This window comes from Ruegeria sp. BG10 (assembly GCF_056538575.1).
Genome location: NZ_JBQFTI010000002.1, coordinates 461,487 through 486,383, shown reverse-complemented (window position 1 = coordinate 486,383; position 24,897 = coordinate 461,487). Strand labels below are relative to the sequence as shown.

At 61.2% G+C, this 24,897-nt stretch carries 25 protein-coding genes and 2 pseudogenes; 10 read left to right on the top strand and 17 right to left on the bottom strand.

Features of this window, described 5'->3' with window-relative positions; translation table 11 throughout:
* Positions 1-15 precede the first annotated feature (15 nt).
* The 5 genes from ACR0D8_RS13190 to ACR0D8_RS13170 all read left to right on the top strand — a co-directional run bounded on the left by ACR0D8_RS13190 (position 16) and on the right by ACR0D8_RS13170 (position 6,917).
* The gene (locus ACR0D8_RS13190) at positions 16-987 is read left to right on the top strand and encodes an ABC transporter substrate-binding protein (protein WP_480647086.1); all 972 of its coding nucleotides are present in this window, start codon (positions 16-18) and stop codon (positions 985-987) included.
* A 69-nt stretch (positions 988-1,056) separates the two neighbouring features.
* Entirely contained in the window at positions 1,057-2,106 is a 1,050-nt protein-coding gene (locus tag ACR0D8_RS13185; RefSeq protein WP_480647084.1) for a quaternary amine ABC transporter ATP-binding protein, read from the top strand.
* An 11-nt stretch (positions 2,107-2,117) separates the two neighbouring features.
* Positions 2,118-3,698: an ABC transporter permease gene (locus tag ACR0D8_RS13180; RefSeq protein WP_480647082.1), complete on the top strand. Its 1,581-nt coding sequence runs from the start codon at positions 2,118-2,120 to the stop codon at positions 3,696-3,698.
* Positions 3,699-3,880: 182 nt separating this feature from the next.
* Positions 3,881-5,398 (top strand): ABC-F family ATP-binding cassette domain-containing protein, encoded by a 1,518-nt coding sequence (locus tag ACR0D8_RS13175; protein ID WP_480647080.1) that lies wholly within the window; start codon positions 3,881-3,883, stop codon positions 5,396-5,398.
* 109 nt (positions 5,399-5,507) lie between these two features.
* Positions 5,508-6,917 (top strand): S8 family serine peptidase, encoded by a 1,410-nt coding sequence (locus ACR0D8_RS13170; protein WP_480647078.1) that lies wholly within the window; start codon positions 5,508-5,510, stop codon positions 6,915-6,917.
* Here the strand turns inward: ACR0D8_RS13170 and ACR0D8_RS13165 are convergent.
* On the bottom strand, positions 6,914-7,657 hold the full coding sequence (locus tag ACR0D8_RS13165; protein WP_480647077.1) for an anti-sigma factor family protein: 744 nt from the start codon (positions 7,655-7,657) through the stop codon (positions 6,914-6,916). The genes ACR0D8_RS13170 and ACR0D8_RS13165 overlap by 4 nt on opposite strands.
* On the bottom strand, positions 7,654-8,160 hold the full coding sequence (locus tag ACR0D8_RS13160) for an RNA polymerase sigma factor (RefSeq protein WP_475164155.1): 507 nt from the start codon (positions 8,158-8,160) through the stop codon (positions 7,654-7,656). The genes ACR0D8_RS13165 and ACR0D8_RS13160 overlap by 4 nt, the downstream gene beginning before the upstream one ends.
* 202 nt (positions 8,161-8,362) lie before the next feature.
* Here ACR0D8_RS13160 and ACR0D8_RS13155 point away from each other — a divergent pair, with 202 nt between their 5' ends.
* The 3 genes from ACR0D8_RS13155 to ACR0D8_RS13145 are packed head-to-tail and all read left to right on the top strand — an operon-like array spanning position 8,363 to position 11,811.
* On the top strand, positions 8,363-9,178 hold the full coding sequence (locus ACR0D8_RS13155) for an alpha/beta fold hydrolase (protein WP_480647075.1): 816 nt from the start codon (positions 8,363-8,365) through the stop codon (positions 9,176-9,178).
* Positions 9,179-9,205: 27 nt separating this feature from the next.
* Positions 9,206-10,252 (top strand): P-loop NTPase family protein, encoded by a 1,047-nt coding sequence (locus ACR0D8_RS13150; protein WP_480647073.1) that lies wholly within the window; start codon positions 9,206-9,208, stop codon positions 10,250-10,252.
* Positions 10,249-11,811, top strand: a complete 1,563-nt coding sequence (locus tag ACR0D8_RS13145; protein WP_480647071.1) for an ABC transporter transmembrane domain-containing protein — start codon at positions 10,249-10,251, stop codon at positions 11,809-11,811. The genes ACR0D8_RS13150 and ACR0D8_RS13145 overlap by 4 nt, the downstream gene beginning before the upstream one ends.
* On the opposite strand, the gene ACR0D8_RS13140 is transcribed toward ACR0D8_RS13145, so the two are convergent.
* The 4 genes from ACR0D8_RS13140 to ACR0D8_RS13125 form a co-directional block, all read right to left on the bottom strand.
* On the bottom strand, positions 11,751-12,455 hold the full coding sequence (locus tag ACR0D8_RS13140; protein WP_480647069.1) for an SDR family NAD(P)-dependent oxidoreductase: 705 nt from the start codon (positions 12,453-12,455) through the stop codon (positions 11,751-11,753). The genes ACR0D8_RS13145 and ACR0D8_RS13140 overlap by 61 nt on opposite strands.
* A 42-nt stretch (positions 12,456-12,497) precedes the next feature.
* A complete protein-coding gene (locus ACR0D8_RS13135) occupies positions 12,498-13,844 on the bottom strand; it encodes a dihydrolipoyl dehydrogenase family protein (RefSeq protein ID WP_480647068.1) in 1,347 nt (448 codons plus the stop codon).
* 40 nt (positions 13,845-13,884) lie between these two features.
* The gene (locus ACR0D8_RS13130; RefSeq protein ID WP_480647066.1) at positions 13,885-15,549 is read right to left on the bottom strand and encodes an FAD-binding oxidoreductase; all 1,665 of its coding nucleotides are present in this window, start codon (positions 15,547-15,549) and stop codon (positions 13,885-13,887) included.
* A gap of 71 nt (positions 15,550-15,620) precedes the next feature.
* A complete protein-coding gene (locus ACR0D8_RS13125; protein WP_480647064.1) occupies positions 15,621-16,241 on the bottom strand; it encodes a glutathione S-transferase family protein in 621 nt (206 codons plus the stop codon).
* A 173-nt stretch (positions 16,242-16,414) separates the two neighbouring features.
* Here ACR0D8_RS13125 and ACR0D8_RS13120 point away from each other — a divergent pair, with 173 nt between their 5' ends.
* The gene (locus tag ACR0D8_RS13120; protein WP_480647062.1) at positions 16,415-17,302 is read left to right on the top strand and encodes a LysR family transcriptional regulator; all 888 of its coding nucleotides are present in this window, start codon (positions 16,415-16,417) and stop codon (positions 17,300-17,302) included.
* 53 nt (positions 17,303-17,355) lie between these two features.
* Here the strand turns inward: ACR0D8_RS13120 and ACR0D8_RS13115 are convergent, their stop codons facing one another.
* From ACR0D8_RS13115 to ACR0D8_RS13075, 9 genes and pseudogenes are all read right to left on the bottom strand, one after another.
* Positions 17,356-17,997, bottom strand: coding sequence for an NAD(P)-dependent oxidoreductase (locus ACR0D8_RS13115; RefSeq protein ID WP_480647060.1), 642 nt, complete (start codon positions 17,995-17,997; stop codon positions 17,356-17,358).
* Positions 17,994-18,899 (bottom strand): EamA family transporter, encoded by a 906-nt coding sequence (locus ACR0D8_RS13110; protein ID WP_480647058.1) that lies wholly within the window; start codon positions 18,897-18,899, stop codon positions 17,994-17,996. Before ACR0D8_RS13110 ends, ACR0D8_RS13115 begins: the two co-directional genes overlap by 4 nt.
* 120 nt (positions 18,900-19,019) lie before the next feature.
* On the bottom strand, positions 19,020-19,181 hold the full coding sequence (locus tag ACR0D8_RS13105) for a hypothetical protein (protein ID WP_480647056.1): 162 nt from the start codon (positions 19,179-19,181) through the stop codon (positions 19,020-19,022).
* Positions 19,171-19,389, bottom strand: a pseudogene (locus ACR0D8_RS13100) (c-type cytochrome); the annotation flags it as partial. The gene ACR0D8_RS13105 and the pseudogene ACR0D8_RS13100, both read right to left, overlap by 11 nt.
* A gap of 12 nt (positions 19,390-19,401) precedes the next feature.
* Complete coding sequence (locus tag ACR0D8_RS13095; protein WP_480647054.1) at positions 19,402-19,704, bottom strand: c-type cytochrome; 303 nt, start codon at positions 19,702-19,704, stop codon at positions 19,402-19,404.
* Positions 19,705-19,728: 24 nt separating this feature from the next.
* Positions 19,729-20,046, bottom strand: a complete 318-nt coding sequence (locus ACR0D8_RS13090) for a cbb3-type cytochrome c oxidase N-terminal domain-containing protein (protein WP_480647053.1) — start codon at positions 20,044-20,046, stop codon at positions 19,729-19,731.
* On the bottom strand, positions 20,037-20,204 hold the full coding sequence (locus tag ACR0D8_RS13085; protein ID WP_480647051.1) for a cbb3-type cytochrome oxidase subunit 3: 168 nt from the start codon (positions 20,202-20,204) through the stop codon (positions 20,037-20,039). The genes ACR0D8_RS13090 and ACR0D8_RS13085 overlap by 10 nt, the downstream gene beginning before the upstream one ends.
* Positions 20,201-20,932 (bottom strand): annotated as a pseudogene (gene ccoO / locus ACR0D8_RS13080) (cytochrome-c oxidase, cbb3-type subunit II). Before ccoO ends, ACR0D8_RS13085 begins: the two are co-directional and overlap by 4 nt.
* 259 nt (positions 20,933-21,191) lie before the next feature.
* Positions 21,192-21,437, bottom strand: a complete 246-nt coding sequence (locus ACR0D8_RS13075) for a hypothetical protein (RefSeq protein WP_480647049.1) — start codon at positions 21,435-21,437, stop codon at positions 21,192-21,194.
* A 237-nt stretch (positions 21,438-21,674) separates the two neighbouring features.
* Between ACR0D8_RS13075 and ACR0D8_RS13070 the strand changes: the two genes are divergently transcribed.
* Entirely contained in the window at positions 21,675-22,178 is a 504-nt protein-coding gene (locus tag ACR0D8_RS13070; protein WP_480647048.1) for a MarR family winged helix-turn-helix transcriptional regulator, read from the top strand.
* 176 nt (positions 22,179-22,354) lie between these two features.
* Here the strand turns inward: ACR0D8_RS13070 and ACR0D8_RS13065 are convergent, their stop codons facing one another.
* Both ACR0D8_RS13065 and ACR0D8_RS13060 read right to left on the bottom strand, forming a co-directional pair.
* Complete coding sequence (locus tag ACR0D8_RS13065) at positions 22,355-22,783, bottom strand: group III truncated hemoglobin (protein WP_480647046.1); 429 nt, start codon at positions 22,781-22,783, stop codon at positions 22,355-22,357.
* A gap of 35 nt (positions 22,784-22,818) precedes the next feature.
* The gene (locus ACR0D8_RS13060; protein ID WP_480647044.1) at positions 22,819-24,885 is read right to left on the bottom strand and encodes an MBL fold metallo-hydrolase; all 2,067 of its coding nucleotides are present in this window, start codon (positions 24,883-24,885) and stop codon (positions 22,819-22,821) included.
* Positions 24,886-24,897: the final 12 nt, after the last annotated feature.

Sequence of the window (24,897 nt, the reverse complement as noted above, 5' to 3'; positions counted from 1 at the left end):
AACGGGAGAAACGACATGAAGAAACTGACAACATTGACCGCAACCCTGGCGCTGGCTGTAGGAACAACAGCAGCGATGGCGCAGGAAAAAGTCATGGTGGGCGAGCCCAGCTGGCCCGGCGCCAAGATCATGAGCCGGGTGATCGGTCAGGTCATCGAAACCCGTCTGGGCGGTGAGGTCGGATATGCCCCCGGGGCCAATGCAGTGATCTTTGCCGCCATGGATGGCGGGCGCGGCGACATTGATGTGCACCCGGATGTCTGGCTGCCGAACCAGTCGTCCTTTACCGACGAATATGTCGATCAGAAGGGCACCGTGGCCCTGTCCTCCGGCAGCTATGAGGGCCGCGCCGGGATTTGCGTGCCCAACTATATGGTCGAGGATCACAACATCCGCTCGATCTATGATCTGGCAACGCCCATGGCGCAGGAGCTGTTTGACTCGGACGGCGACGGTATGGGCGAGGTCTGGGTTGGCGCGTCCGGCTGGGCCTCGACCAACACCTTCAAGGTGCGGGTGCGCGATTACGGGATCGAGACGTTCCTGACGCCGACGACCGAGGACGAGACGGTGTTCTATTCAAGGCTGAAGGATCAGATCGACCAGCAAAAGGGCGCCGCGTTCTACTGCTATGCACCGCATTACGTGCACGCGCTGTATGACGTGACCATTCTGGAAGAACCCGAACATGATGCCGCCACCTACAAGATGGTGCAGCCTGATCAGGATGCCGACTGGTACAACAAATCGCATGTCAGTACCGGCGAGCCGGTCAAGACCGTAACCGTTGCGCATTCGAAATCTCTGGAACAGCGCAACCCTGCGGCGGCCTCTTTCCTTGCCAACGTCAACATGGATGCAGGCCAGTTGAGCGGTCTGACCTATGAGGTCGTGGTCAAGGGCCGCGACACTGACGAGGTGGTGGCCGAGTGGATCGCCGCCAACGGCGATACCGTCGACGGTTGGCTTGGCCTGACAACAAACTGAGCCTGACGCACCCCCGGCGCGCTGCGGTCGGGGGTGCCTTTCAACACGTTCAACAGGGATGGGGCCGGTATGACAGCGGAAATCGCAATTGATGCGCGGGGGGTTTGGAAAGTGTTCGGCGCACGGGCGCAGGAGGCGCTAAGCGCCATTCACAACGAAGGGCTCAGCAAGGCCGAAGTCCTGGAACGGTTCAACTGTGTCGTCGGCGTTGCCGATGCCAGCTTTGAAATTGAACGGGGCGAGCTGTTCTGCGTCATGGGGCTGTCAGGGTCGGGCAAATCGACGTTGGTACGCCACGTGAACCGTTTGCTGGAACCGACGGACGGCCATATCTATCTGGACGGCGACGACGTCATGGGTCTGAATGACGATGGCTTGCGTGATCTGCGCAACCGGCGCGTCGCGATGGTGTTCCAGAACTTTGGCCTGATGCCGCACCGGACCGTGCGCGACAACGTGGCCATGCCGCTGGAAATTCGCGGCACCGGCAAGGCCCGGCGTTGGGAAGAGGCCGACCGGGTGCTGGAACTGGTCGAACTCAACGGCTGGGAAGACAAATACGCGCACGAACTGTCGGGCGGTATGCAACAGCGCGTCGGTCTTGCACGGGCCATCGCCGCCGACCCCGAGATTTTGCTGATGGATGAACCGTTCTCGGCGCTTGATCCGCTGATCCGTAAACAGTTGCAGGATCAGTTCATGGATCTCAGCCACAAGCTCAATAAGACCACAATGTTCATCACGCACGATCTGGACGAGGCGATCCGCATCGGCCATCGCATCGCGATCATGAAGGACGGGCGCATCGTGCAGATCGGCACACCGGAAGAGATCATTCTGAACCCGGCGGATGATTATGTAGCCGACTTCGTCGCGGGTATCTCCAAGCTCAACATGATCTTCGCCCATGCAGTGATGAAACCGGTTGATGAGTTCGAGGCCAATCACGGCGAAGTACCGGACGACGCGAAACAGGCGCATCCGGATATGGACCTGTCCGATCTGATGAACCTTTGCGTGGATGGTCACGGCGTGGTGGCGGTTACGCAGGACGGCAAGACCGTGGGCGTCATCAACCGGGCTGGTCTGATCCGCGCCATTCAGGACAGCCAGGCGTAAAGGGGGCGGCCATGAAACATGTAGACGCACAGCAGATCAATCCTGAAACCGCCGACCGGCTGAACGGTTTGATCGGCGAGTTTGTAGGGCAGGGGCAGGCATATTATCAGAAAACCTTTGCCTATATGATGCAGGCGCCCGGCTATCGGTTCACGCTGAACAAAGCCGCAGCGCTGCTGGGGCCGATCTGGTTCGGCGCGCGCGGGCTCTGGTCCTGGTTTCTGGGGTTTCTGCTGCTCGAAACCCTGGCCTATATCCAGATCGGTCTTGGGCTGTTCGGCGACCTGGGTCGTGAATTCCGCGAGCGGGCCGTACAGATTGAACAGACGCTGGATCTGCGCCGGCAGCAAATCGAAGCGGCGGAGCAATCCGGCGCATCCTCGCTGGAATCTTTGAAACGCGCCGCTGAGTCGCTGGAGGGTGCTCTGGCCGGCGCGCAGGAGGCGGCGCGAAGCGCGGATTCAACAGGGTTCGCCTATCTTGCCATCGGCATCCTGTTGTTGCTGGCGGTCAAGTTGCTGGCCGCGTCGCTGGCAAACTGGACACTGGAAGGGCAGTTCGCGCGCTGGCGCTCGGACCCGGACGTCGCGCATGGCTGGTCCGTGCCGCGACTGGTCGTGGCGTCCGTCCTGACCGGCGTAGTTGTCATCCTGTCCGCAATCAAGTTTGCACAGCCGGACGCATTGACCATCCTCAAGACCTTTCCAACCAACCGCGACTGGCGGCTGAATGTGGGCGATGGGGTGCAGGCCGTCTTTGAGTGGACCAAGACTGCCGGGCGCGGGTTCTTTGACGGGCTCACATATGGCATGCGCACCCTGCTGGACTGGATCGAGGTGGTGCTGGTCGATACACCCTGGCCAGTTGTATCGCTGGTGATCATCATGTTGGCCTATCTGTCCGCCGGACCCCGCGTGGCGATTTTCACCGGCGCGGCGCTGGCCTATCTGGGTTTGCTGGATTTCTGGGAAAAGGCGATGACCACAATCGCCCTGCTGGGCGCCGCGGCGCTGATCTCGATCACGCTGGGCATCCCGCTGGGCATCTATTGCGCCCGCCGCCCGCGGGCGTTTGCCATCGTTCGGCCCATTCTGGATTTCATGCAATCGATGCCATCCTTCGTCTATCTGATCCCGGTTGTGGCTTTTATCGGATCCGGTAAACCGGCAGGCGTGGTCGCCACCATGATCTTTGGCAGCCCTCCGGTGATCCGCTTTACGGTTCTGGGCCTGCAACAGGTTCCCGAAACCGTGCGCGAGGCCGCGCTGGCCTTTGGCGCAACGCCGCGCTACCTGCTTTGGCGCGTGGATCTGCCGCTTGCGCACAGGACCATTATGGCGGGGGTGAACCAGACCATCCTGATGTCGCTGGCCATGGTTGTCGTCGCATCGCTGATCGGGGCTAAAGGTCTGGGCGAAGACGTTCTGGAGGCGCTGCAATACGCGGCGGCCGGGCAGGGCATTCTGGCAGGACTTGCGATCCTGTTCTGCGCTCTCATCCTTGACCGCATCGTCGCCGGCAAGAAATCGCCCGTTGAGGCGCACGGGCATCAGTCCGCCCGTGCGCTTGCAAACCTCGCCATAGTTTCCTAGGTTGCGCCTGTCTGGATGTTCACAAAGGGAGGGCAATTGCTGAGCATGCGCATCACACGCCGACTTCAGCATGGTCCCCGTTATGCCCTGCAGATCCGTTTGCAGGGCTGACCGCATTACCTTTCAATCGACGGTCTGCCCAAAGCCGCGTTGCGGCGCTATTTTTGTGACACGAGACCGTTATGACACTTCTCAGCACCAAGTCCCTTGGTATCACCCTGGGCAATTCCCTGTTCAAAGACCTCGACCTGACGATTTCCAAAGGTGATCGCATCGGGCTGATTGCCGCCAACGGGCGCGGAAAATCCACCCTTCTGAGTTGTCTGGCGGGAAAGCTGGACCAGACCACCGGCGAAGTTACACGCGCGCGCGGGCTGCGCGTGGGTCATGTGCCGCAGGACGTCCCGCCCGAGGCCCTGAACATGACCCTTTTTGACTGGGTCCTGGCCGCGCTTCCGACGGAAATGGCCGAATATGAAAGCTGGCGCGTCGACGTAGCGCTTGCGGATTTGCAGGTGCCTTACGAGTTCCAGCACACGCCATTGCAGCAACTCAGCGGCGGCTGGCAACGCACGGCATTGCTGGCGGCGGCCTGGGTCACCGAACCGGACCTGCTGTTGCTGGACGAACCGACAAACCATCTGGACCTGCACCGCATTGCCTTGCTTCAGGACTGGTTGCACGCGCTGCCACAGAGGGTTGCCGTTGTGATGACATCTCATGACCGTGCGTTTCTGGACGAAACCACCGGCAGGACACTGTTTATCCGCCCAGAACGCTCGCGGCTCTTCCCGTTGGCCTTTTCGGCGGCGCGTGCGGCGCTGGACGAGGCGGATGCCGCTGATGAGAGGCATTTTTCAAATGAGATGAACAAGGCGCGACAGTTGCGCAAACAGGCGGCAAAGCTTAGGAACATTGGCATAAATTCCGGCTCGGACCTGTTGCAGACGAAAACCAGGCAATTGACCGAACGCGCCGACCGTTTGCAGGAATCGGCGACACCCGCGCATCAGGAACGGGATGCGGGGCACATTATTCTGACCAACAGCGACACTCACTCCAAAGCGCTGATAACGTTGGACAATGTGGTTGTGCCTAAGCCCGACGGACAGCCGCTGTACCAAACCGGAACGAAATGGATCGCCAAGGGCGACCGTATCGTTCTGCTTGGGTCGAATGGCACCGGCAAGACACGCCTGATCGAGATGATCAAAAGGGCGCTGACCGGCGAGGCCAACGCGATCAAATGCGCGCCTTCCGTCATCCCGGCATATTCGGGCCAGAATTTTGAACAGCTTGAGGGGGCGGACACGCCAATGTCCGCCGTGACCCACCAATTTGACATCGGCGACCGGCGTGCGCGTCAGGTGCTGGCTGGCGCGGGTATCGAGATATCAATGCAGGAGCAAAGGATCGAGAGGCTATCCGGTGGGCAAAAAGCGCGACTCGCCATGCTTGTCCTGCGTCTGAAAAACCCGAATTTCTATCTGCTGGACGAACCGACCAATCATCTGGACATCAGCGGGCAGGAGGCGTTGGAAAGCGAGCTCATCGCGCATAACGCATCCTGCCTTCTGGTCAGTCATGACCGGCAGTTCATCCGCAATGTCGGGACCCGGTTCTGGTGGATAAAGGGCACCCGGTTAGAAGAGGTGGAAAGCGCCGAAGAATTTCTGAGCCGCGAAATGACCCGAGGTTGAGGGGACAGCGGAACCGCCAGCCTGCTTTGCGGCGAGCCGGGATTTGGAATAAAACTCCGGTCCAGGACGTTTTTGTTTCGAAGCGCCTCAAACTCAAGTGGATACTGAAATGAAAAAGCTGACGAAACAGGCCGTTCGCACCTGTCTGACACTGGGATTTCTGCTGCCAGTTCAACTGGCGGTGCCCGCCGATTGGCAAACAGGTTTCGTCTCGTCCGCTTGGGCGGATGATGACGACGATCGTGATGACGATGGCGATGACGACCGGGACGACAATGATGATGACGACGACCGCGAACGGGGCAGTGGCGGCAGTCAAAGACCCTCGGGCGGCAACCCGTTTGAATCTCTGTTCCGACGACCGGCCCCAACGCCTTCATCCCCCCGGACCACGCGGCCAGCGGCACCTGTCACCCTGCCGGCGCAGGCACCGTCCGAATTAGTCGTTTCGGATGCATCCGATGAAGACCTGGAACAGCTTTTGTCCGAGGGGTTTGTCGTCGCGGATACTGAAACCCTTGTGGCCAGTAACCGCGTACTGACCCGGCTGACGACGCCAGCAGGGCTTGGGCTGGAGGATGCACGGGACCGGGTTCGGGCCCTGCCATCGGGTGGCAATGCGGATTTCAATCACTTCTACCGCTCCGAGTTGAATGAAACACCGGAACTGGCGTCGGCTGCCTGTTCTCATGAAAACTGTGCAGCCTGGGACATGATCCGATGGCCGATGGCAGCACAGGGATCCGATACCTGTGCGGTCCGGGTTCCGGTGGGGATGATCGATACCGGGATCAACGCGGACCATGAAATCATGGCTGGGGCGCGGCTGGAGCTGATACAGGTCGCGGACACGACTCAAAACCCGTCCAAGGCCATTCACGGCACCGCCGTCGCGTCGCTGATGATCGGTGACCCCGACAGCCGGGTGCCCGGTCTGATCCCCGGTGCAAGGGTCATCGCCGTGGATGCCTTTTCGCGCAAAGGCACCGACGAACGGGCTGATCTGGTGTCCCTGTTGCGCGGGCTGGACGCCTTGCGCGAGCGGGAGGTCAGGGTCATCAACCTCTCGCTCGCCGGGCCCAGAAACAGCCTGCTTGAAGAGGTGATCGAACAGTTGGCCACCGAAGCCCAGATCGTCATGGTCGCGGCCGCAGGCAATTCCGGCCCTTCGGGCGCGCCCGCCTATCCGGCCGCCTATGACGCCGTTATCGCCGTCACCGCCGTCGATGCCCGGGCGCGGGTGTACCGGCAGGCGCAGCGCGGATCCTACATTGATCTGACCGCGCCGGGGGTGAACATGTTGTCGGCCACATCCATTCGTGGTGCGCGTCTGAAATCGGGAACGTCCTTTGCGGTCCCCTTTGTCACTGCGGCGGTTGCCCTCATGCTGTCCAGGGACGATACGCTGACACCCGATCAGGTCCGTGCGTATCTGTCAGACTCTGCTCGGGATCTGGGTGCGCCGGGCGTGGATGAGATTTTTGGGCATGGGCTGCTGAACGCGTCGACCTTGTGCTAGGGCGTCCATCCGCGCGAAATCAGGTCTGCCTCGTGATCCGGAGAAAGCGCATCGCCCGCGCCCAGCCGATCCAGAAACGGGAGTAACCCTTGCATCTCCGTCCCGCTGGCGGCAACAAATCCGTCCTCGGTGCCCGCTGCGGACAGCGGCTCCGAGACCGTGACCTCGATAACCCATTCCCCGGATGAGTTGCAGGCGATGCCCAGATCGATCCGCTGGTCCGCGCGGTCGACAACCTCAAATTCGCGGCAATGCCCGCCGTTAACCGGCAGCGTGGCGAGGATCATCAGGTCTTCATCCGACCCGGCAGGTTCGGAGATCCCCGAAGGCAATCGGGTCAGGGCCGTGGCCAGAGCCGATCCGTCACTCACCGGCCCAACGGCCAGGGTTGAACCACGGGTTGGCGCTATAAGGTCAGAGCCAACGACAACGGCAATGACAAGTGTGGCCGCAACGGCCAGACCCATCCAGGCCGCAGGCCGTTTTGGGAATGGCACAACCTGTGCGGATCGGACCCGACCCAGAATGGTGTCCTTGATCGCCTGTGGCACAGGTTCCTCCAAGGGGTCCGCAAATGCTTGCGACAAGGCTTCGTTCGCGACCATGAGGTCATCGACATAAGCCTGATCCTGCGGATGATCGGCCAGATGCAGCACAACAGCTGCCGCGTCCTCGGGCGACAATTCTCCGTCAACAAAGGCGGCAAGGCGGGACTTGTCCATTATGGTGTTGGCAGTCATTGCATCGGTCCTTTCGACATCCCAAGCTGGGGCAGCAAGGCTTCGCGGGCCCGCGATAACCGGCTCATGACCGTGCCGACCGGCACGTCCAGAACATGGGCGGCCTCCTTGTAGCTCAGCCCTTCGATCGCCACGAGCGACAGCACGACGCGCTGTTTCTCGGGCAGCGCGCCCATGGCGTCCCGCGCCATGTCCAGCATCAGCCGATCTTCGGGCAATCGCGCGGCACGGCCTTCGTCACACAGGCCGGCGGCCTCGGGGTCGACCGATGCGCCGCGTGTTCTGGCGCGTCTGCGGTCATCGATCCAGAGGGTCTGAATGATGCGGTACATCCAGCTGTCCATGCGTGTGCCTTCACGGAACTGAGCCGCGTTCTTCAGGGCTTTGACACAGGCCGACTGCACCAGATCATCCGCGTCCGGCCTGTTTCCCGTCAGCGACAGGGCAAACCGGCGCAGTTTCGGCACCAGTGTCACCAGATCCCTCCGGAACCGATCCGTCATTTGGCTGCTCCTGTATGGCGTCATGTTCCACAATAACGAGCCAGCCCAAAATCTATTCCAAAATTTTTCGACCGCGGGGCGACATAATCCGATGTCCGAGTGAAGCCCGCCGGAACCGAAGGGGCAGGCGTCTGACCGATTGGAATAGAACCCCGATTGCGGCGTTGTCCCCTCAAGACCCCAGATAAACAGGAGCTGAAAAATGTTTGACGCCGCTATGGATGTATTGCCTGCCGCCGGCCCAATGGCCGTTACCAGGCTTTCAGTGCGTATAGGTGGGCGCGTTCTGTCCGCCGAAATCCGCATTCCCAGCATACAAAACCCAAAACTGCCGCCGCTCTTGGCCCTGCACGGAATCTCGCGCGATGCGGACGGGATTGCCGCGGCGTTTGCGACCCCCTGCGCGGAAAAGGGGCAGGTTTTGATAACACCGCTGTTTTCGCAAGAGCACTGGCAGCACTTTCAGCGGATCGGAGCGTATCGCCCGGATCGGGCGCTTCTGGCCTTGCTCGACCTTGTGCAGCAATTGGGCTACGCGCAAACGGACAGGGTCGAGGTTTTTGGGTATTCCGGCGGCGCGCAACTGGCGCACCGGTTTGCCATGCTGTACCCGCAGCGGATATCGCGCCTGCATCTGGCCGCGGCCGGCTGGTATTGCCTGCCAGACATGACCCAGGAATTTCCGATGGGGCTGGCGCCACCAAACAAGCGACTGCGCACAAACATCCCTGCATTGGCCCACAGCCAGTTGAAGCATTTCCTCGCCCTGAATTTGCGCGTCTATGTCGGAGCAGAAGACACCCTTCGCGACGACGCATTGCGGAAATCGCCACAGATTGATGATGTTCAGGGCCGGCACCGGCTGGCCCGCGCGCGCAGTTACTGCAAGTCGTTCCGAACGGCAGCAATCGCTCGGGGGATCGTTCCCGACCTTTCGCTGGCCGAACTTCCGAACTGCGCCCACAGCTTTTCCACCTGCGCCGAGGCCGGACTGACCCGGCTTGTTTGCAGCAATTAACATTCAGAATTTTCAGGAGTCTTTGCTATGGAACACTGCAACTTCGATACCGCGAAATGGTGTTTTGCGACCAGACGGGTCGATCCGGAACTTGCCAGCGGTCTGTGCCGGGATTTTCACAAGGCACGGCCGGGTGATCTGATCCTCGGGCGGGTCACCTCAATCGGCAACCACCGGCGGATTCAACTGCCTGCGGGGCGTCCCTCGCAACTTTATCCCGGCGACCTTGTGGTGTTGCCCTGCGGCGCGCGCTACGCGCCCGATCAGTTCGAAGGAATTGCCGAAATCGACGCCGAGGGCTGTGACATGCTGGCCGGGGGTGGGTGCATCGGGCATATGGTTCAACGCAGCGAGCGCGTCAAGCAACCGACACGCATCCAACCATTGGGGCGAATTACTGCGCGGAACGGGACGGTGCTGAACACCGGTGACTGTGGATTGCCGCCGCGCTCACCGTCGACCGGTTTTCCGGTTATCTGTGTGGTGGGAACCACAATGAACTCCGGTAAGACAACCGCGACAGCTGCGCTGGCACACGGCCTGACCAGAGCCGGCTGGCGGACGGCGGTTCTGAAGGGAACCGGCACGGGGGCGTTCGGCGATTACAACGCCTATGTCGATGCCGGTGCGTCTTACGTGGCCGATTTCACCGATGCGGGCATGGTTACGACCTATCTGGAACCCTTGTCCCGAATCAAAGCTGGCATAGACGCATTATTGGGCGAAGCCGAAGACCGGGGCTGCGACATCGCCGTCATGGAACTGGCCGACGGCATATTCCAACACGAAACGGCTGCCCTTTTGGCCGATGCCGAGGCGCGCAGCCGGTTTTCAAGATATCTGTTCACCTGTGGCGACGCGGTTGCTGCCAAGGGGGGCGTGACCGATCTGGCACGAAATGGAATTCGGCCGCTGGCACTGACCGGTGTTCTGTCCTGCTCGCCCATGGCGGCCGCAGAAGCACACGCCGCGACCGGAGTGCAGGTTCTGACACGCCGACAGCTTTTGGACCCGGCCTATGCCAATACGTTGGCGGCGCGCGCGCTCATGGGGCGGGCGTCGCGTGCGGCATGACCCCTCCGGGGTTGTTTTCCGGCGCAAGGCGCCATCTGCTGGGTCGGATCATCGGAGTGGTACTGGCCCAGGCTGCCGCATTGTCCGCCGCTGCTTTTGCGACGCGCCGCGTGTTCTTCGCGCTGCACTCCGGCGCAGAACTGCCGGTTGCCGCAATTGCAACGGTTGCGATGGCCGGTCTCTGCGCCGCGCTGCTGCAACTGGCCTTCCGCAATCTCGCCGAACGTCTGGGGCAGGATTACGCAAGGGATGTAAGGCTTACCTTGTTCGAACACGCCAGCCGCAGTGACCAAAGAGAACTCGACCAAAGGCGCATGGGTTACCATGTGCTGCGCTTTACCGGCGATCTGGCCGGGCTAAAGGACTGGCCCGGCCTCGGGGTGCCGCGTCTGGTACAGGCCGCCATTCTGCTGCCGGCATCCACTGCAGTGCTGATCCATCTGGACGCACGCTTTGTCTGGGTTGCCTTGTGCGCGATACTGCCGCCGATACTTTGGGCCGCAGCCACCCAGCGCAGGCTTTTTCGCGCGCATCGGGACCTGAGAAAGCGCCGCGCCCGGCTGGCCGCCGACGTGACCGAGCGCCTGCCAATAGCCCCCAGACTCGCCGCGCTTGGGCGCCGGCATGTCGAGATGAATTCGCTGCGCCGTCAGGCCGATCAGGTCTTGGCGGCGGCATGTGCCCGGCGCAAAGTGTCGGAAAGCAGAAAAGCAATCCCCGAGCTTTCAGCGGCGGTTGCAGCCGCTTTGACAATGCTGCTTGGAAGTTTGAACGACGCGCCGGCGGGCACAATAGCGGCCGCATTGGCGACCCTTGGCCTGATGGTTCGCCCGATGGGAAACGCAATGTCGTCCAGCGATCAGGCGGCAAGGTTCCGGGCTGCGTATCTCAATCTGGTGCGGGCGCTGAACCGCCCGCTTGCGACCCCGCGCGGCGCTAAGGCACGTATTGCCCGCAAACCCCTGTCTGTTGAGATCGCGGTTCGGGACGGCCCGGTTCTCAAACTGCCCGCCGGTCAGCGGGCCGTCATATCCAGCGCCTTGATGAACCGGATCGAACTCGCCCTGCTGGGAAATGCGACGGTTGACGACATCTCTCTGAAGCTGGAAGGCAAAAACGTTTCGGATCTGACACCTGGAAGCCTGCGCCGATCCGTCGGCATCCTCAGCGAACAGCCCCTGATCCTGAAAGGGTCTCTGCGTCGGGCATTGACATTGGGCCTGCGCCCCCGGCCGTCCGACGAGCAAATCATGCAGACGGCGCGCGCCGCTGGATTGCAGGATCTCTTCGGCATTCTCGGCGGGCTGGATTTCAAACTGACCGAGCGTGGCACAAACCTGGTGGCGCATCAGCGGCTTGCCATCTCATGCCTGCGACTGGCCTTGCAGAAACCTGGGCTTATCCTTGTTCGCAGTGTCCCGCCTGACGGAGCGGGCTTACCTGAATGGGAAACGGCGACAAGGCTGGAGGAGCCGCCGGTTTCCGGTGATCAACCGCCTTACCACTTTTCTCCGAAAGGCCGCAGTTCCACATCGAAAGACCATGTGGAACGGTCCTGATGGGCGATATGAAAGACCTCTTCCGCGATGGCGTCGGGTTTGCTGAAAAACTCCTCGGGCATGTCGGGATTGAAGGGCACGCGGGTCCACGGCGTATCAATGGCCGCGTCGATCACCACATAGGCGACATGGATGCCCTTCGGTCCCAGTTCGCGGGCCAGCGCCTGCGCAAAGATCCGTTGCGCGGCTTTTGTCGGGGCAAAAAGCCCGTAATTCGGAACGCCTCGCAGCGCGGACGTGTTGCCGGTGACGATGATCGCGCCGCTGCCGCGCGCGACCATGGCCGGGGTCAGTTCGCGGGCCATGTACAAAAGGCTGGTGGTGTTGACGCGGAAATTACGCTCCAATTCTTGCGGGTCCGCGTCCATGAAGGGTTTGAACGTGGCACGGACGGCGTTGTGGACGATCACCTCGGGCGTGCCCATCTCTGCCTTTACTTGCTGGCAGACCCGGACTAGCTGGTCCAGATCCTCAAGGTCGAAGGCGAAGGACCGCGCGCCGGGCAGTTCCTTTTCAAGTTCCGACAAACGCGCAGTGTTCCGGGCCAGCAAGGCAACGCGGTATCCGTCCCGCGCAAACCGGCGGGCAACCGATGCTCCGGTTCCGTCGCCGACTCCGGTGATCAGACAGACCTTATCTTTCATGACGGCTCTCCTTCTGAAATGTCTCGCTTGCCTGAAGAAACCCTAGATCAGGGACTTCATATCCGCCGCGAAGGTCGGAAAGGCGTAAAGCGAGGTCTTGAGGTCATTGGCGGGAATGCCGTGGCGCATCGCCATGGCAAAGAGATGGATCAACTCATCGCCATGATGCCCAAGGATATGCACGCCCACGATCCGGTCATTGCTCTGATCCACCAGAACCTTGGACCAGGCAGCGGTTTCGGCATAGGTCTTGGCCGAGAACCAGCCGGACATGTCCGACACCGTGACCGCCACATCCAGACCGCGCTCGCGGGCTTCGGCCTCGGTCAATCCAACGGAACTGAGGGTCGGAACGGTATAGACCGCGCTGGGGATCACGCTGTAATCCGGCTTTTTGGTCGGGCCGTTAACGATGTTGTGACCGACGATCTGGCCTTCATAGGTCGCAACAGGGGAGAGTTGCGCCGAATGGGCGACGGCATCACCCGCCACCCAGACCGAGGGGTTCGAGGTGGATCGCATCGTGTCGTCGATCAGAATGCGCAGCCCGTCATGGTCGACGCCACCAGCCTCAAGGTTCAGGCCGTCGATATTGGCGATACGGCCCGCGCCGTTGACAACCCGCTCGGCGGTCACGCTCTGGTCGCGGCCTTCATGCTGGAACCGGACGTTGAGTCCATCGGACGTTTTTTCGACGGCCGTCACCGACACCCCGGTTTTGACGACAACGCCAAGGCGTTCTGTTTCGGCACGCAAGGCGGCAACGGCGTCACTGTCGAGACGCGGCAAAAGCTGCGGCAGTGCCTCCAGGATCGTCACCTGCACTCCTGCACGCGCGTAGACATGGCTGAACTCCATTGCGATGACGCCACCGCCGATGAACACGACCTCGCGCGGCAGGGTCGGGTCGGACAATACCTCGTCCGAGGTAATCATGTGTTCGGCCCCAGGGATAGGCAGAGGTCTTGGCTTCGATCCCGTGGCAATCACAATGTTCCGGCCCCGGATGACTTGACCGTCCACCTCGACGCTGTCCGGTCCGACGAAACGCGCCGTGCCGCGAAAGACATCACCGCGTTTTTCGGCCAGCCCGTGCATCGCGTCCGGAATAAACCCGATCAGGTCTTTTTCACGCTGGATCAGTCTGGCCCAGTCCAGCCGGGGCTTGCCGACGTCGATCCCGTGGATTGCGGCTTGTTCGATCTCGTGCATGGCGTGGGCCGCGGCCACCAGCACTTTCTTGGGCGTGCAGCCGCGATTGGGGCAGGTGCCGCCAAAATCACGCGCCTCGATAAAGGCGATGGATTTCCCGGCTTCATGCGCAATGGCCGACACTCCGAACCCGGCATTGCCGCCACCGATAATGATTACATCATAAAATTCGCGCATTTCCTTGCTCCTATGGTTTAAGTTTATTTGCCCCGAAGAATCACGTCAGATCACCGGCGGGACCGAAACTTTCGGTATGAATATGCTCCGGAGAGATGTCCCGGCGTTCCAGATCGGCCTGCATCCCGGCCATGAAACCGACGGGGCCGCACAGAAAGAAATGCGCGCTGGCATCGTCGATCAGCTGCGCCAGAAGTGCTCCGTCAACGCGGCCATGCGAGTCATAGTCCACCCCGATCTCATCCTCCGGCGCAGGTTGACTATAGGCCACATGAGTCGCGATCCCCGGCCGTCTGGTGGCCAGATCGCGAACTTCATCGGCCAGCGGGTGGTGCTGACCATCCCGCGCGCCATGGATGAACCAGACAGGGCGGTTGCCACGCTCGCCTGCGACCTTATTCAGAATGCTCAACATCGGCGTGACACCCACACCGGCGCTGACCAGAACTAGGGGACATCGGTCGCAGGTCATCACAAAATCTCCCGCGGGCCGGCGACTGTTGATGATCGCGCCCGGTTCCAGATGATCGTGCAGAAATCGCGACGCGACCCCTTTGGGCTCACGCTTGACCGTGATCCGATAGCGATGCTCGTTCGGTCCGTTGCTCAGCGAATAGGTGCGGCGCGCCGGTTCGGAGATCCCCGGAACTTCAAGCTCGATCGGCAGGTGTTGGCCGGGTTCGAACCCGGCCAGCGGGCCGCCGTCACGGGCCTCGAAAACAAACGAGGTGACATCGGCGCTTTCGCAGGTTTTTTCGATCAGGCGGATCGAGCGGACCGACTCCGCATCCGAATTCCACCTGAGGCTGACTGCTGACCGGGTTTCGACGACCTCGTCGATCTCCAGCGTCACCAGACGCCGCGCGCCGGGCACCTGTGCTATCTCATCGCTGCCCCAGTCGATCGAGGCGGTGCCGGTCAATTGCAGCAGGCTGCCGCTTTCGAAATCGACGAACAGGAACCCCGCCTTTGGATCAAGCAACAGGTTGCCGATTGTGTTGAAGTGATTGTTGCCGGCGTAATCGGGAAACCGCAGTCGCCGGTTGTCCAGAACCTGCACGAAACCGCGGTCACCGCCGCGATGGGATGCGTCCATCCCAAAGGTCGGACTGTCGCCGTCTTCGCGGTATCCGCTGGCAATAAAGAAGGTATCGGCGGTTTCGATCCACCGGGTTTGATCCGCCGTCAGACGTTGGCCGCGTGTGGCCGGCCCGGGCCCCGCGCTGTCGACCCGGGTCCACGCACGTTCACGGATGTATTGCGGGCAGTTACCGAAGGTCTGGTCGACGTGAAAGTCAAAGCCGGTCGGCGTGACGCGGCCAGCGCGGCCATTGACCCGGTTGCGCCGCCGCGTGGCCAGTTCGATGCCAAGGATGCCGATATCGCTTTGCGGATGAATGGCATTGTGCAGCGCATCACCCCGGACGGGCAGGGCGGTGATGGACAGCGTTTTGGTGTCCGGCGCCGAGACGAACCCGTCCGGCCCCTCGACCAGAGTGGCCCATGGCCGGCCCTGTCCGTCGCGGGCGGCCATCACCAGAAACGGCAGCGCGGTGTGAAAGTCCCGATGTTGTTCCGGCATGTGGTCTCGAACGACTTTGCGCGCCCAGTGTTCGATTTCGCGGACACCCATCCGCGCCTGCGCCATGTGTTCGCCCCGATGGAAAGGGGAGGTGCTGCTGTCGCTGAGTTCGAAGGTAAGCATGGGATCTCTCCTTGGGCGGAACACGGGGTCGTAACACGCGCCCGGCCTTCGGGACCGGGCGCGCGGTTTGGTCAGGCGGCGAGGCCGACTTTGGTGCTTTGCATGGGCACAAAGCCGGGCAGCGCTTCGACCCGGGCCAGCAGGGCGCGGATGTTGGGATAGTCGCCGAGCGAAACGTTCCCTTCGGGGGCATGGGCCGTATAGCTGTAGATCGCGACATCGGCGATGGTGGGGCCGGCTCCGACCAGCCAGTCGCGCCCGTTCAGATGCGACTCAAGACGGTCGAAGGCAGATTTGGCGACAGCCTTGGCACGCTCGGCATCCAATTGCGCACCAAAGACGGTGATCAATCGTGCCGCGGCAGGGCCGTGGGCGATGTCTCCGGCGGCCAGCGACAGAAACTTCTGAACCTCGGCCTCACGCACCGGATCGGTCGGCAGCCAGTCGGGCGCGTATTTCCGGGCGAGGTAGATCAGAATGGCGTTGGAATCGGTGATGGCAGTTTCGCCATCCTCGATCACCGGAACCTGTCCGGCCGGGTTCAGGGAGAGGAACGGTTCCTTCTTGTGCTCACCGGCCAGCAGATCGACATCGACAAGTTCGTGATTGATGCCGCCCAGCTTGGCGAACAGCTCGACCCGGTGCGAGTGACCGGACAACGGATGGCGGTGGATGCGGATGGCGTTTGGCATGTCTGTTTCCTTTCGGAGGTTTTTCCTGAGGGTGAGCCGACGAAACCCGTCAGCAATCACTGGCCCAAACATGACAAAAGCCTGTTTCATTTATAATCCCACATTTCATTCAGTGACTATGAACATTTCGGGTATAATGGGATGAACACCAAATAAGACGAAGGAGCGGTGCGTTGGATACGATCGACACGATGCGGGCCTTTATGGCCGTCGCTCATGAGGGCTCGTTCACCGCGGCCGGGCGGCGGCTGGGCCTGTCGACCAAACTGGTCAGCAAATACGTCGCCCAGTTGGAGGCCAGGCTGTCGACCCAACTGTTCAACCGCACCACCAGAAGCGTGTCGCTGACCGATGTAGGCGTTGCCTACCTCGAACGCTGCCGCCCCATCGTAGAGCAAATCGACGAGCTGGAAGACCTTGTTCAGGAACGGCAATCGGCGCTGGCCGGGCCGATCCGGATGACAGCGCCAACCGGGTTCGGCAGCATCAACCTGACACAGGCTTTGGCCCCGTTCCTGCGGGCGCATCCACAGGTCGATATCGACCTCAAACTGTCGGATTCGCGCGTGGCGCTTGTCGAAGAAGGTTTCGATCTGGCCGTGCGGATCGGCGTATTGCGGGATTCGACCCTGATTGCGCGAAAACTGTCGGATATGCCGCTGATCGTCTGCGCGTCACCTGAGTATCTGGAGGAACGGGGGCGTCCGGGTGATCCGATGGCCTTGGCCACGCATAACTGCCTGATTGACGAAAACCCGGCCGACGCAACCGCGTGGAGGTTTCGGGCCGGGACAAGGGATTTTGTAGTAAAGGTCGCCGGGGTGTTTCACGCCAACGCGCCCGCAGCGATTGCCAACATGGCGATTGCCGGGCTGGGCATCGCACGTTGCCCGCATTATGTGGTTGCCCGCAGTCTGGAAGAGGGCGCCCTGGAACATCTGTTTCAGGACTATGAGACCGAGAACTTCGGCCTTTATGCGCTCTACCCACCCAATCGTCACCTGACGGCCCGCGTGCGCGCATTGATTGATTTTCTGGCGCTGCATTTCCGGTCGGGATGATGCGAAGCGGCTGAACCGTGATCTCCGGGTCCAGCCGCACGCTTAACGCAGCTTCAGTAACCAGCGGTGAAGGCCGACCGGCTGTGGGCGGCCGCACTGGCCTCGTCGACGATTGCAACGGCAAAGTCCTCCATCGAAATCGCAGAGTTTCCGTCGTCATCTACGATCAACGTGTCAGTGCCGAGCCTAAATTTACCCTTGCGTACACCCGGCGTCAGCATCGCGGAGGGGCTGGCATAGGTCCAGTTAACTGTCGGCATGCTGGCACACAGCTCTGCCTGCGCCTGCGACGCGCGGGCAATCGGGACCACGTCGTCGGGCAGGAATTCGGGGTCCGTCAACACGGTGTGAGGGCTGCCATTCGGCAACCGCAGGCGCGCTGCACCACCGGCAATGATCACACGCAGGTTCAGCGAGTTTGCGGCTTCCAGAATGGACCGGGTCAGCCGAACCAGTTCACCTTCCTGCCCCTGCGGTGGCCGAAGGGCGGTGATGGCCAGATCATGACCAGCCATCGCTTGTGCAACCGATGCGGTGTCGGTGGCGTCCGCCGCGCGGACCGCAACGCCTTTCGGCAGAGCCCCGGCCTTTGCGTTATCCCTGACAACAGCGGTGACATTGTGACCACGCGCCACGGCTTCGGTTACGATCCGCGAGCCAACGTCGCCGGTTGCGCCAAATACGATGATGTTCATTTGAACCTCCATGATTGAAGTTGAGGGGTGAGTTTTGGAAAAGCCGAACGGCGGCTGAACCGGTCGGGGTTCTGACCGACCCAGACCGAAAGCAGGATCATGGCCGCACCTGCAAATTGGGCGGCGGACAGCGATTGCCCCAGCAAGGCCCAGCCGATGACCACCGCGGCCACGGGGCTGAGAAAGGCGAGGATGGACACCGATGACGGCTCGATCCGGGCGATGCCGCGGAACCAGAGCAGATAGGTGACCGCGCCACCGATCAGGGTCAGGTAGGACAGGCCAAGTAGGTTCGCCGTGGTCAGTTGCGGCAGCGCGGGTTCCAGCGTCAGGGCCAGCGGCAACAGCAGCACCCCACCAGCGGTCAGTTGCCAGGCCGTGAAGGTCAGCAGCGGAACAGGCGGCTGCCAGCGGCGGGTCAGAACCGTTCCGGCGGCCATGGCCAGCGCTCCGCCAAGCCCAGCGGCGATGCCCCAGCCATCCAGCGCCATCGTCGACGTCAGCACCAGCAACGCGACCCCGGCAATCCCGATTAACGCCGAGACCAACGCAGCCGGGCGCACCGAAGATCCCAGCAGCAACGCCGCCAGAAAAACGACGATCAGCGGTTGAACCGCGCCAACGGTGGCGGCGACACCACCCGGCAGCCGGTAAGCGGCGATGAACAGGAACGCCCAGAACAGGGTGAAGTTGAGTGCACCAAGAACGGCCGATCGCAGCCACCAGATGCCCCAGGGCAACTGCCGCGCGATCAACAACAGGATCAGCCCCGCCGGCAGCGCCCGAAGTGCCGCAGCCGTAACCGGATACCCGTCCGGCAGGAATTCGGTCGTGACGTAGTAGGTGCTGCCCCAAACGATCGGAGCCAGAGCAGTCAGTGCGGTATCGGCCCAGCGGGTCATGGCGATCTCCTTTATCTTGACTTCAAGATAAACATTTTTAACTTGAAGTCAAGATAAATGGCGAAGTGAGCTCTGATGATCTGCTCAGCCAGCGAACTTCCAGCGGAACGGCTGAAAAACCTACTTTGCCGCGCGTGAGGTGCCCGCAGTCATTTGTTGCGCGCGGAAGGCTTCAACAGCAACGCTGATGTTCCACGCTTTGAACTCGGCATAGGCCAGCAAAAGAGCAGTGATCGCTGCGAAAGCGGCACGCGACGCACGTTTCGGGGCGTTATTTGGCATGGCTATCATCCTCGGCAGCCCAGATGACATATGCGGTCAGCATCCTGATATCCGCATCGGACAATCGGCCCTCCCACGCGGGCATGACTCCAATGCGCCCGATTGTTATCGAATCCCTGATGCTGTCCCAGGAGGAACCGTATATCCAGGACGCATCAGACAGCGCTGGGGCTCCAATGTTCAGCCCACCCGCACCGGTCTCCCCGTGGCAGGTGGCGCATTAATCCGCAAACAATTGCGCGCCCCGTGCACCGGCCACCGGATCGTTGGACCGGGCAGAAAGAGAGGGCACATATTCGGTGACATCGGAAACCTCATCTTTTGACAGGATACCGTCACGACCAAACGCCAGCATCTGGGCGTTCCGTGTATCCGGATGCGCGGCGTTGATGCCGTACCGGATCGTCAGCTCAATCTCTTCTGGGTCGCCGGACCACAGCCAATGGTTATCGCGCAAGCTGGGAAAGCCAGCCTGACCGGACAGATCGCGCCCGTGGCAGGCTGCGCAATTGTCAAGATACAAGACTTCGATTGCGGATTCGTAGGTTTAACGAAGGTCATGATCCTGCGCGATCACAAGGATGTCCTGATCTGCAAACGCGGCCGTCAGGTTCGCGCGTGCATCTGTCCCGGCGCGGACACTCTCAAGCACAGCCTGCCGCGAATTGTAGCCAAGGATGCCGCGCGTGAAGTCACTCGGCATCGGCCAGCCCGGAAACAGAATCCAGTAACGAACCGAGAAGGCAATCGTCAGGATCATCGCCCAACGCGCGGGCCAGGGAACCGGCGTTGCCAGTTCCTTGATGCCATCCCATTCGTGGCCAATCGTTTCCGTGCCGGAGATCGGGTCGCGTTCTACCGGCATGGCCGATCCTCGTGGTTGGAAAACGGCGCTCTGGCCGCCCGTTTGTAAACGGGCTTTCTGGAAGGCCAATAGACCCAGACAACAGCGGCCAGAAACACCACAAGCAGGTAAATCGCGCCCCAGGTTTTCAAGAACAGCAACACCGTGTCATGGGTCATCGGATCACGTCCTCGGGGCTGAGCACATCAGTATCCACGAGCGTACCCAGCACCTGAAGGTAAGCCACCAGCGCGTCCATCTCAGTCAGCCTGCGCGGGTCTCCGTCAAAGTCGCGGATCTGAACGTTTTCGCCATGGCGTTCCAGCAGACCGTCTTCGCCCCGGAATTCGGCGTCAGCCTGTGCCTGCGCATCCCATGCAGCATTGGTAATCTGCTCCTCTGAATAGGGCACACCTGCACGCTGCAAAGCACGTAGCGACGCGGGAAAAGCAGCCGTGTCAAGCCAGGCATCGGAAAGGAACGCGTAGCCGGGCATGACAGACCCTTCGACCAGTTCTCGGAGTGCAATCATGTGCGCGACGTGCCACGCATCCGAATACTTGCCACTGATGCGCGCCAGATCGGGGCCGGTGCGCTTGGATTCCCATTGGAACGGGTGGTCATACATGCTCTCGGCTGCAAGGCTGAAATGCCCGTACCGTTCCACATCCGAGCGCAGCGTGCGGATCATCTGGCTGTGGCAGGCATGGCAACCTTCGCGCACATAGATATCCCTCCCGGCCTGTTCCAGCGGCGTTTAGGGGCGCATGCCTTCGACCTCTTCGACCGTGTTTTCGATGGTGAACAGTGGCGCAATCTCAACAATGCCGCCAATGGAGGCGACGAACAGGATCATCGCGGCAAACCCGAGACCGTGGCGTTCAAGCTTTTGATGGGCTGTGTCCATGATCCTTACTCCGCCGGATGCACCAGGGGAGCGGGTGCATCTGTTTCGGCAGACCGTGCCGGGCCGTTCACCGTCATCGTTTCCAACGGCCCGGCAAACGGCCGGAGGCCGAAGAAAACCGCAAAAAGGATGGTCGCAGCCCGGATCCAGACCAGGGCGAAAACCGTAAGTATGATCCCGGTCAGAACCAGTTGGGACGTGTTCGCCTGTCTCGGCCCAGTCCCCGAGCGCTGCTGCGCCAAATGGTACAGGTAAGAGGTCACCACGGGCCAATCAGCACTGCGCCCGCCGCGGCAGGCAAAAGCATCCAGGCCAGCCCCAACATGACGAACATGCAGCCTATGACCCAAATCGCGGCGACTATAAGAATGCCAAAGGTTAAACTCTGTGGCAGAAACCGCCGCAGATCGCTGAACCCGTCCGCCAACCACACCCGCACCGTCGCAAATTCAGGTTCGGAGATCACCGGCGCCTTTCGGTATTTGTCCGATCTGTCAGCAGTCATGGGTTTCAGCCTTGATTAATACGGGCGGCACAACGTCCGGCCCGAATTCAGGAGTCCGTCGGCAAACATGGTGTCCCAGTCGCGCCCTGACCCAAGGATGAGTGGCATCCGCCGCGGCACGGGGGCCTGGCACAAGGGAGGATGATTTAGATCTTGCCGGAAAGGTGAATTTGACTTGATGTCAAGGTAATTTGATTCTAACTTGACGTCAAGGAAAACTGAACGAGGACCGAGAGCATGCCGAAAGACCACGTTGACACTGTTCTCAGCCAATGGCGCAGGGAACGCCCGGATCTTGATGTCGCTCCGATGGGATTGATCGGTCGCCTGAAGCGCCTGACCCAGCGCCTGACGACCGAGATGGAGAAGACCTGGGCGGAATATGGGCTGAACGCCGCAAGTTTTGACATGCTGGCGACCTTGCGACGGTCCGGCAGCCCGTATCGGCTGACCCCCAGCGCGCTGATCGCTTCGACCATGGTGACGTCCGGCACGATGACGAACCGGATCGATCAGCTGGTCAAGATCGGGTTTGTCGAACGCATTCCCAACCCCGAGGACGGGCGCGGCTTTCTGATCGCGCTGACCGACCAGGGGTTCGATGTGATTGATCGCGCCGTGTCCGCCCATGTCGAAACGCAGCACCGGCTGGTGGCGGATGTTCCCGCCGACGACCGGGCCGAACTTGACGCGCTGCTCAAGTCTTTTCTGATTGCGCTGGACGAAAAAGAATCCGGGTAAAGGGTGGAAACCCGGGCAATCTGCTTCGGCACTCCGCACACGGAACAAGCGCCGGGGACGATGATACCGGCGGCTTCGGGTCAGCGCGGCAGGACGGGTGATTTGAGTAAGGACCTTGGTTCCCGCACTCTTCCTGACCTTCAACAAAAGAACCGCAGGATGACTTTCGGGACGGGTCATGTCACACACCCGTCTCTTGAGTCGACAGCTGATCTCAGAGTTCGCGCAATGCGCTCGGCGCGCAGCATCATATGGGCCTTCGCCGCGGCGGTTGGTGACAGCGCGTCCAGCGTCTGTTCGAAGAGCCCGAGCCAGATGCCGAATTGACCGGGCGAGATCGCCGGAATACGCAAGTGAACGATCACCGGCTTGCCGGAATAGGTCCCGGAATTGAGCGCCACCGACCGCCAGAAGCGTTTCATCGTGTCCAGATGCGCATCCCACCCGTCGCCGATCTGGTCGTTGAAAACCTGTGCCAGGGCCGGGTGCTTTCGAACACGTGCGTAGAAGTCGTCGACCACAGCATCCAGAAACGCGTCGGTCACTCCGATTTCATGCGCGGCGGATTGAAGATTTGCGCGCCGCAGCGCTGCGGGTCGTTCCATGTTCGTCCTCCTTCCATTTGCGGACAGACCGCCGGTCAATGACCGGCAGCGTCGGCATGGTGATCATCCGCATCATCGCGGGTGGCAGGGATGGGATGTTGTTCGGTCTCGCGCAGTTCGGTATAGGTGGCGAATTTGAACGGGTTGAAATACTGGTTGGCGCTGCGCAGACGATCTGCCGCCTCATTGCGCAATGCCAGGAACTCGGCGTTTTCCGGTGACACGGTGAGGGCCGAGACCGCCATCCGCAGCGCCAGGGCATTGTCACCCCCATCCAGCATTTCGCGGATGCCCTTGGCGATACGGCTGTGCGAAAGCCCAAGGTAGTCGGACAGCATCCGCCCGTATTCCACTGACCCGATGACATCCAGCCCGCCGGGCGCCTGACCGGTGACGTCTTCCTGCCAGATCCCCGTCATGCTGTCGGCAATCCTGCCGATCGCGGCCTCATAGGCGGCGAGATAGCCAAGAAAAACCTCGGGGTGGTCCTTGATGCCGGGCGGAATGAGGTCCAGCTTGATGATGTCGGCTACCGAATACCCGGCATCGATATGCCGCCGGGTTTCCCGCGCCAGCCAGGCCAGCGCATCCCGGAACGCGGGCAATTGGTGAACGTCGTAGATGATGGTGATACCGTAATGGCCGTGCAGAATGCGGTCGGGCTGCATATCCAAAAGCGCATCTATCGCTTCAAGCGCGCCGTTCACGCTGCCTTCTTCTTCCCAAGGTTCACCAAAGAATGGCATCAGGACATCACCCGCGAAAACGGTGCCAAGGTCAGGAAAGTGGATCAACAGCGCGTCTTCGGTCTCGCCGCCGGTGGTGGGCACAAACCGCACCGGCGAGCCGCCGATCTCCATATCCGTCGGTTCCGAGATCACGATATCCGGGCGATAATTTGTAACCCAGTCATCTTGCCAATGCAGGCTGCGAAACTGCTTGTAGCGCGGCGTGCGGGCGGTGTTCTTGTGAACGGTGTGCTCGAAATTGTCATGCCCGATGAATTGCGGTCGGGGTGACATTACACGGAAATGCAGTTGCCCGCCGATATGATCCCAATGGGCATGGGTCACAAGCACATGGCTCAGCGGTGGCAGATCCGGGCGCTGTTCGGCAAGATAGTCCATTGCGGCGCTGGCGCTGAACGGCTGCGTACCCGCGTCGATGGCAATCAGGTGCCGCCCATCGGCGGAAACGACGAAGTGGAAATCTGAGAAACCGAACCCGCGCAACGCAAAGACGCGGTCCGGTACAACCTCTTCCATCCAGGGGGTCGGCGCGAATTGCAGACCCTCGTCAAAAGTCGATGCAAACCAGCCGGTGAAGGGAACCGCAGGCGGATCACCGCGATACCCGGAGCGGATTTTCAGATCGTCTGTGCGCGGCAGGGCTTCCTCGTCCTCCAGAAGATCGGCAAGGTATCTGTAGGCTTCGCGGTAGAACCCGGATGTCGGCTCACTTTCGGGGTGGTCCAGCAACCATGTCAGCGCATCGACCGCCGCGGCGCGCTTGCCGAAAAACCCGGGAACCTGAGCGTATACCAGCCCGGCGGACCATTTCACCAACGGATGCGATCCTTTGGAAATGGCATCGGCCTCTTCCAGCATGCGGAAGGTGTCACGCATCCAGCCAATGCGGCGCAACAACGAGACGTCATCGGCATAGGTTGCCCTTAACAAAGCCAGCGCGGCCAGATAAGTCGCGCGCGTTTCGTCGGACATCTGACCGCCGTATTCGGACAATTGGCGTTCGAAATAGGCAATCCCCTCGGCTTGCTGACGCGCAACGATATAAGAATTCGCCAGCAGAAAGACGGGATTGGGATCGTCGCTGGGCGCATAAGACAGCACGGTCTCCAGAAACGAGATTTCGAAGTGGTAGCTGCGGTCAATGCCCGTTGAGCCGAACGCGCTGAAGGCCGGCGCGGGGGCCAGCCGGGTCGCCATTCCCGCAGGGACGGTTTCGGTCGAGCGGGCTGGCGAGACGGCCAGAGTCACAGCAAGCAGCGCGCCGGCCACAACCGGAGCAATCGCGGCGGATGCGCGGGTTATAGCGTCCGGAAACGCTGTGGCGGGGGTTTGTCGGTCAAAGAAATGGCGCATGGGTGGTGCCTC

Excerpts from the sequence above, each read along its gene's own strand:
- ACR0D8_RS13190 (WP_480647086.1), top strand. The coding sequence starts at position 16 with ATGAAGAAACTGACAACATTGACCGCAACCCTGGCGCTGGCTGTAGGA.
- ACR0D8_RS13185 (WP_480647084.1), top strand. The coding sequence starts at position 1,057 with ATGACAGCGGAAATCGCAATTGATGCGCGGGGGGTTTGGAAAGTGTTC.
- ACR0D8_RS13180 (WP_480647082.1), top strand. The coding sequence starts at position 2,118 with ATGAAACATGTAGACGCACAGCAGATCAATCCTGAAACCGCCGACCGG.
- ACR0D8_RS13175 (WP_480647080.1), top strand. The coding sequence starts at position 3,881 with ATGACACTTCTCAGCACCAAGTCCCTTGGTATCACCCTGGGCAATTCC.
- ACR0D8_RS13170 (WP_480647078.1), top strand. The coding sequence starts at position 5,508 with ATGAAAAAGCTGACGAAACAGGCCGTTCGCACCTGTCTGACACTGGGA.
- ACR0D8_RS13165 (WP_480647077.1), bottom strand. The coding sequence starts at position 7,657 with ATGACTGCCAACACCATAATGGACAAGTCCCGCCTTGCCGCCTTTGTT.
- ACR0D8_RS13160 (WP_475164155.1), bottom strand. The coding sequence starts at position 8,160 with ATGACGGATCGGTTCCGGAGGGATCTGGTGACACTGGTGCCGAAACTG.
- ACR0D8_RS13155 (WP_480647075.1), top strand. The coding sequence starts at position 8,363 with ATGTTTGACGCCGCTATGGATGTATTGCCTGCCGCCGGCCCAATGGCC.
- ACR0D8_RS13150 (WP_480647073.1), top strand. The coding sequence starts at position 9,206 with ATGGAACACTGCAACTTCGATACCGCGAAATGGTGTTTTGCGACCAGA.
- ACR0D8_RS13145 (WP_480647071.1), top strand. The coding sequence starts at position 10,249 with ATGACCCCTCCGGGGTTGTTTTCCGGCGCAAGGCGCCATCTGCTGGGT.
- ACR0D8_RS13140 (WP_480647069.1), bottom strand. The coding sequence starts at position 12,455 with ATGAAAGATAAGGTCTGTCTGATCACCGGAGTCGGCGACGGAACCGGA.
- ACR0D8_RS13135 (WP_480647068.1), bottom strand. The coding sequence starts at position 13,844 with ATGCGCGAATTTTATGATGTAATCATTATCGGTGGCGGCAATGCCGGG.
- ACR0D8_RS13130 (WP_480647066.1), bottom strand. The coding sequence starts at position 15,549 with ATGCTTACCTTCGAACTCAGCGACAGCAGCACCTCCCCTTTCCATCGG.
- ACR0D8_RS13125 (WP_480647064.1), bottom strand. The coding sequence starts at position 16,241 with ATGCCAAACGCCATCCGCATCCACCGCCATCCGTTGTCCGGTCACTCG.
- ACR0D8_RS13115 (WP_480647060.1), bottom strand. The coding sequence starts at position 17,997 with ATGAACATCATCGTATTTGGCGCAACCGGCGACGTTGGCTCGCGGATC.
- ACR0D8_RS13110 (WP_480647058.1), bottom strand. The coding sequence starts at position 18,899 with ATGACCCGCTGGGCCGATACCGCACTGACTGCTCTGGCTCCGATCGTT.
- ACR0D8_RS13105 (WP_480647056.1), bottom strand. The coding sequence starts at position 19,181 with ATGCCAAATAACGCCCCGAAACGTGCGTCGCGTGCCGCTTTCGCAGCG.
- ACR0D8_RS13090 (WP_480647053.1), bottom strand. The coding sequence starts at position 20,046 with ATGCCGGTAGAACGCGACCCGATCTCCGGCACGGAAACGATTGGCCAC.
- ACR0D8_RS13085 (WP_480647051.1), bottom strand. The coding sequence starts at position 20,204 with ATGACCCATGACACGGTGTTGCTGTTCTTGAAAACCTGGGGCGCGATT.
- ACR0D8_RS13075 (WP_480647049.1), bottom strand. The coding sequence starts at position 21,437 with ATGACTGCTGACAGATCGGACAAATACCGAAAGGCGCCGGTGATCTCC.
- ACR0D8_RS13070 (WP_480647048.1), top strand. The coding sequence starts at position 21,675 with ATGCCGAAAGACCACGTTGACACTGTTCTCAGCCAATGGCGCAGGGAA.
- ACR0D8_RS13065 (WP_480647046.1), bottom strand. The coding sequence starts at position 22,783 with ATGGAACGACCCGCAGCGCTGCGGCGCGCAAATCTTCAATCCGCCGCG.
- ACR0D8_RS13060 (WP_480647044.1), bottom strand. The coding sequence starts at position 24,885 with ATGCGCCATTTCTTTGACCGACAAACCCCCGCCACAGCGTTTCCGGAC.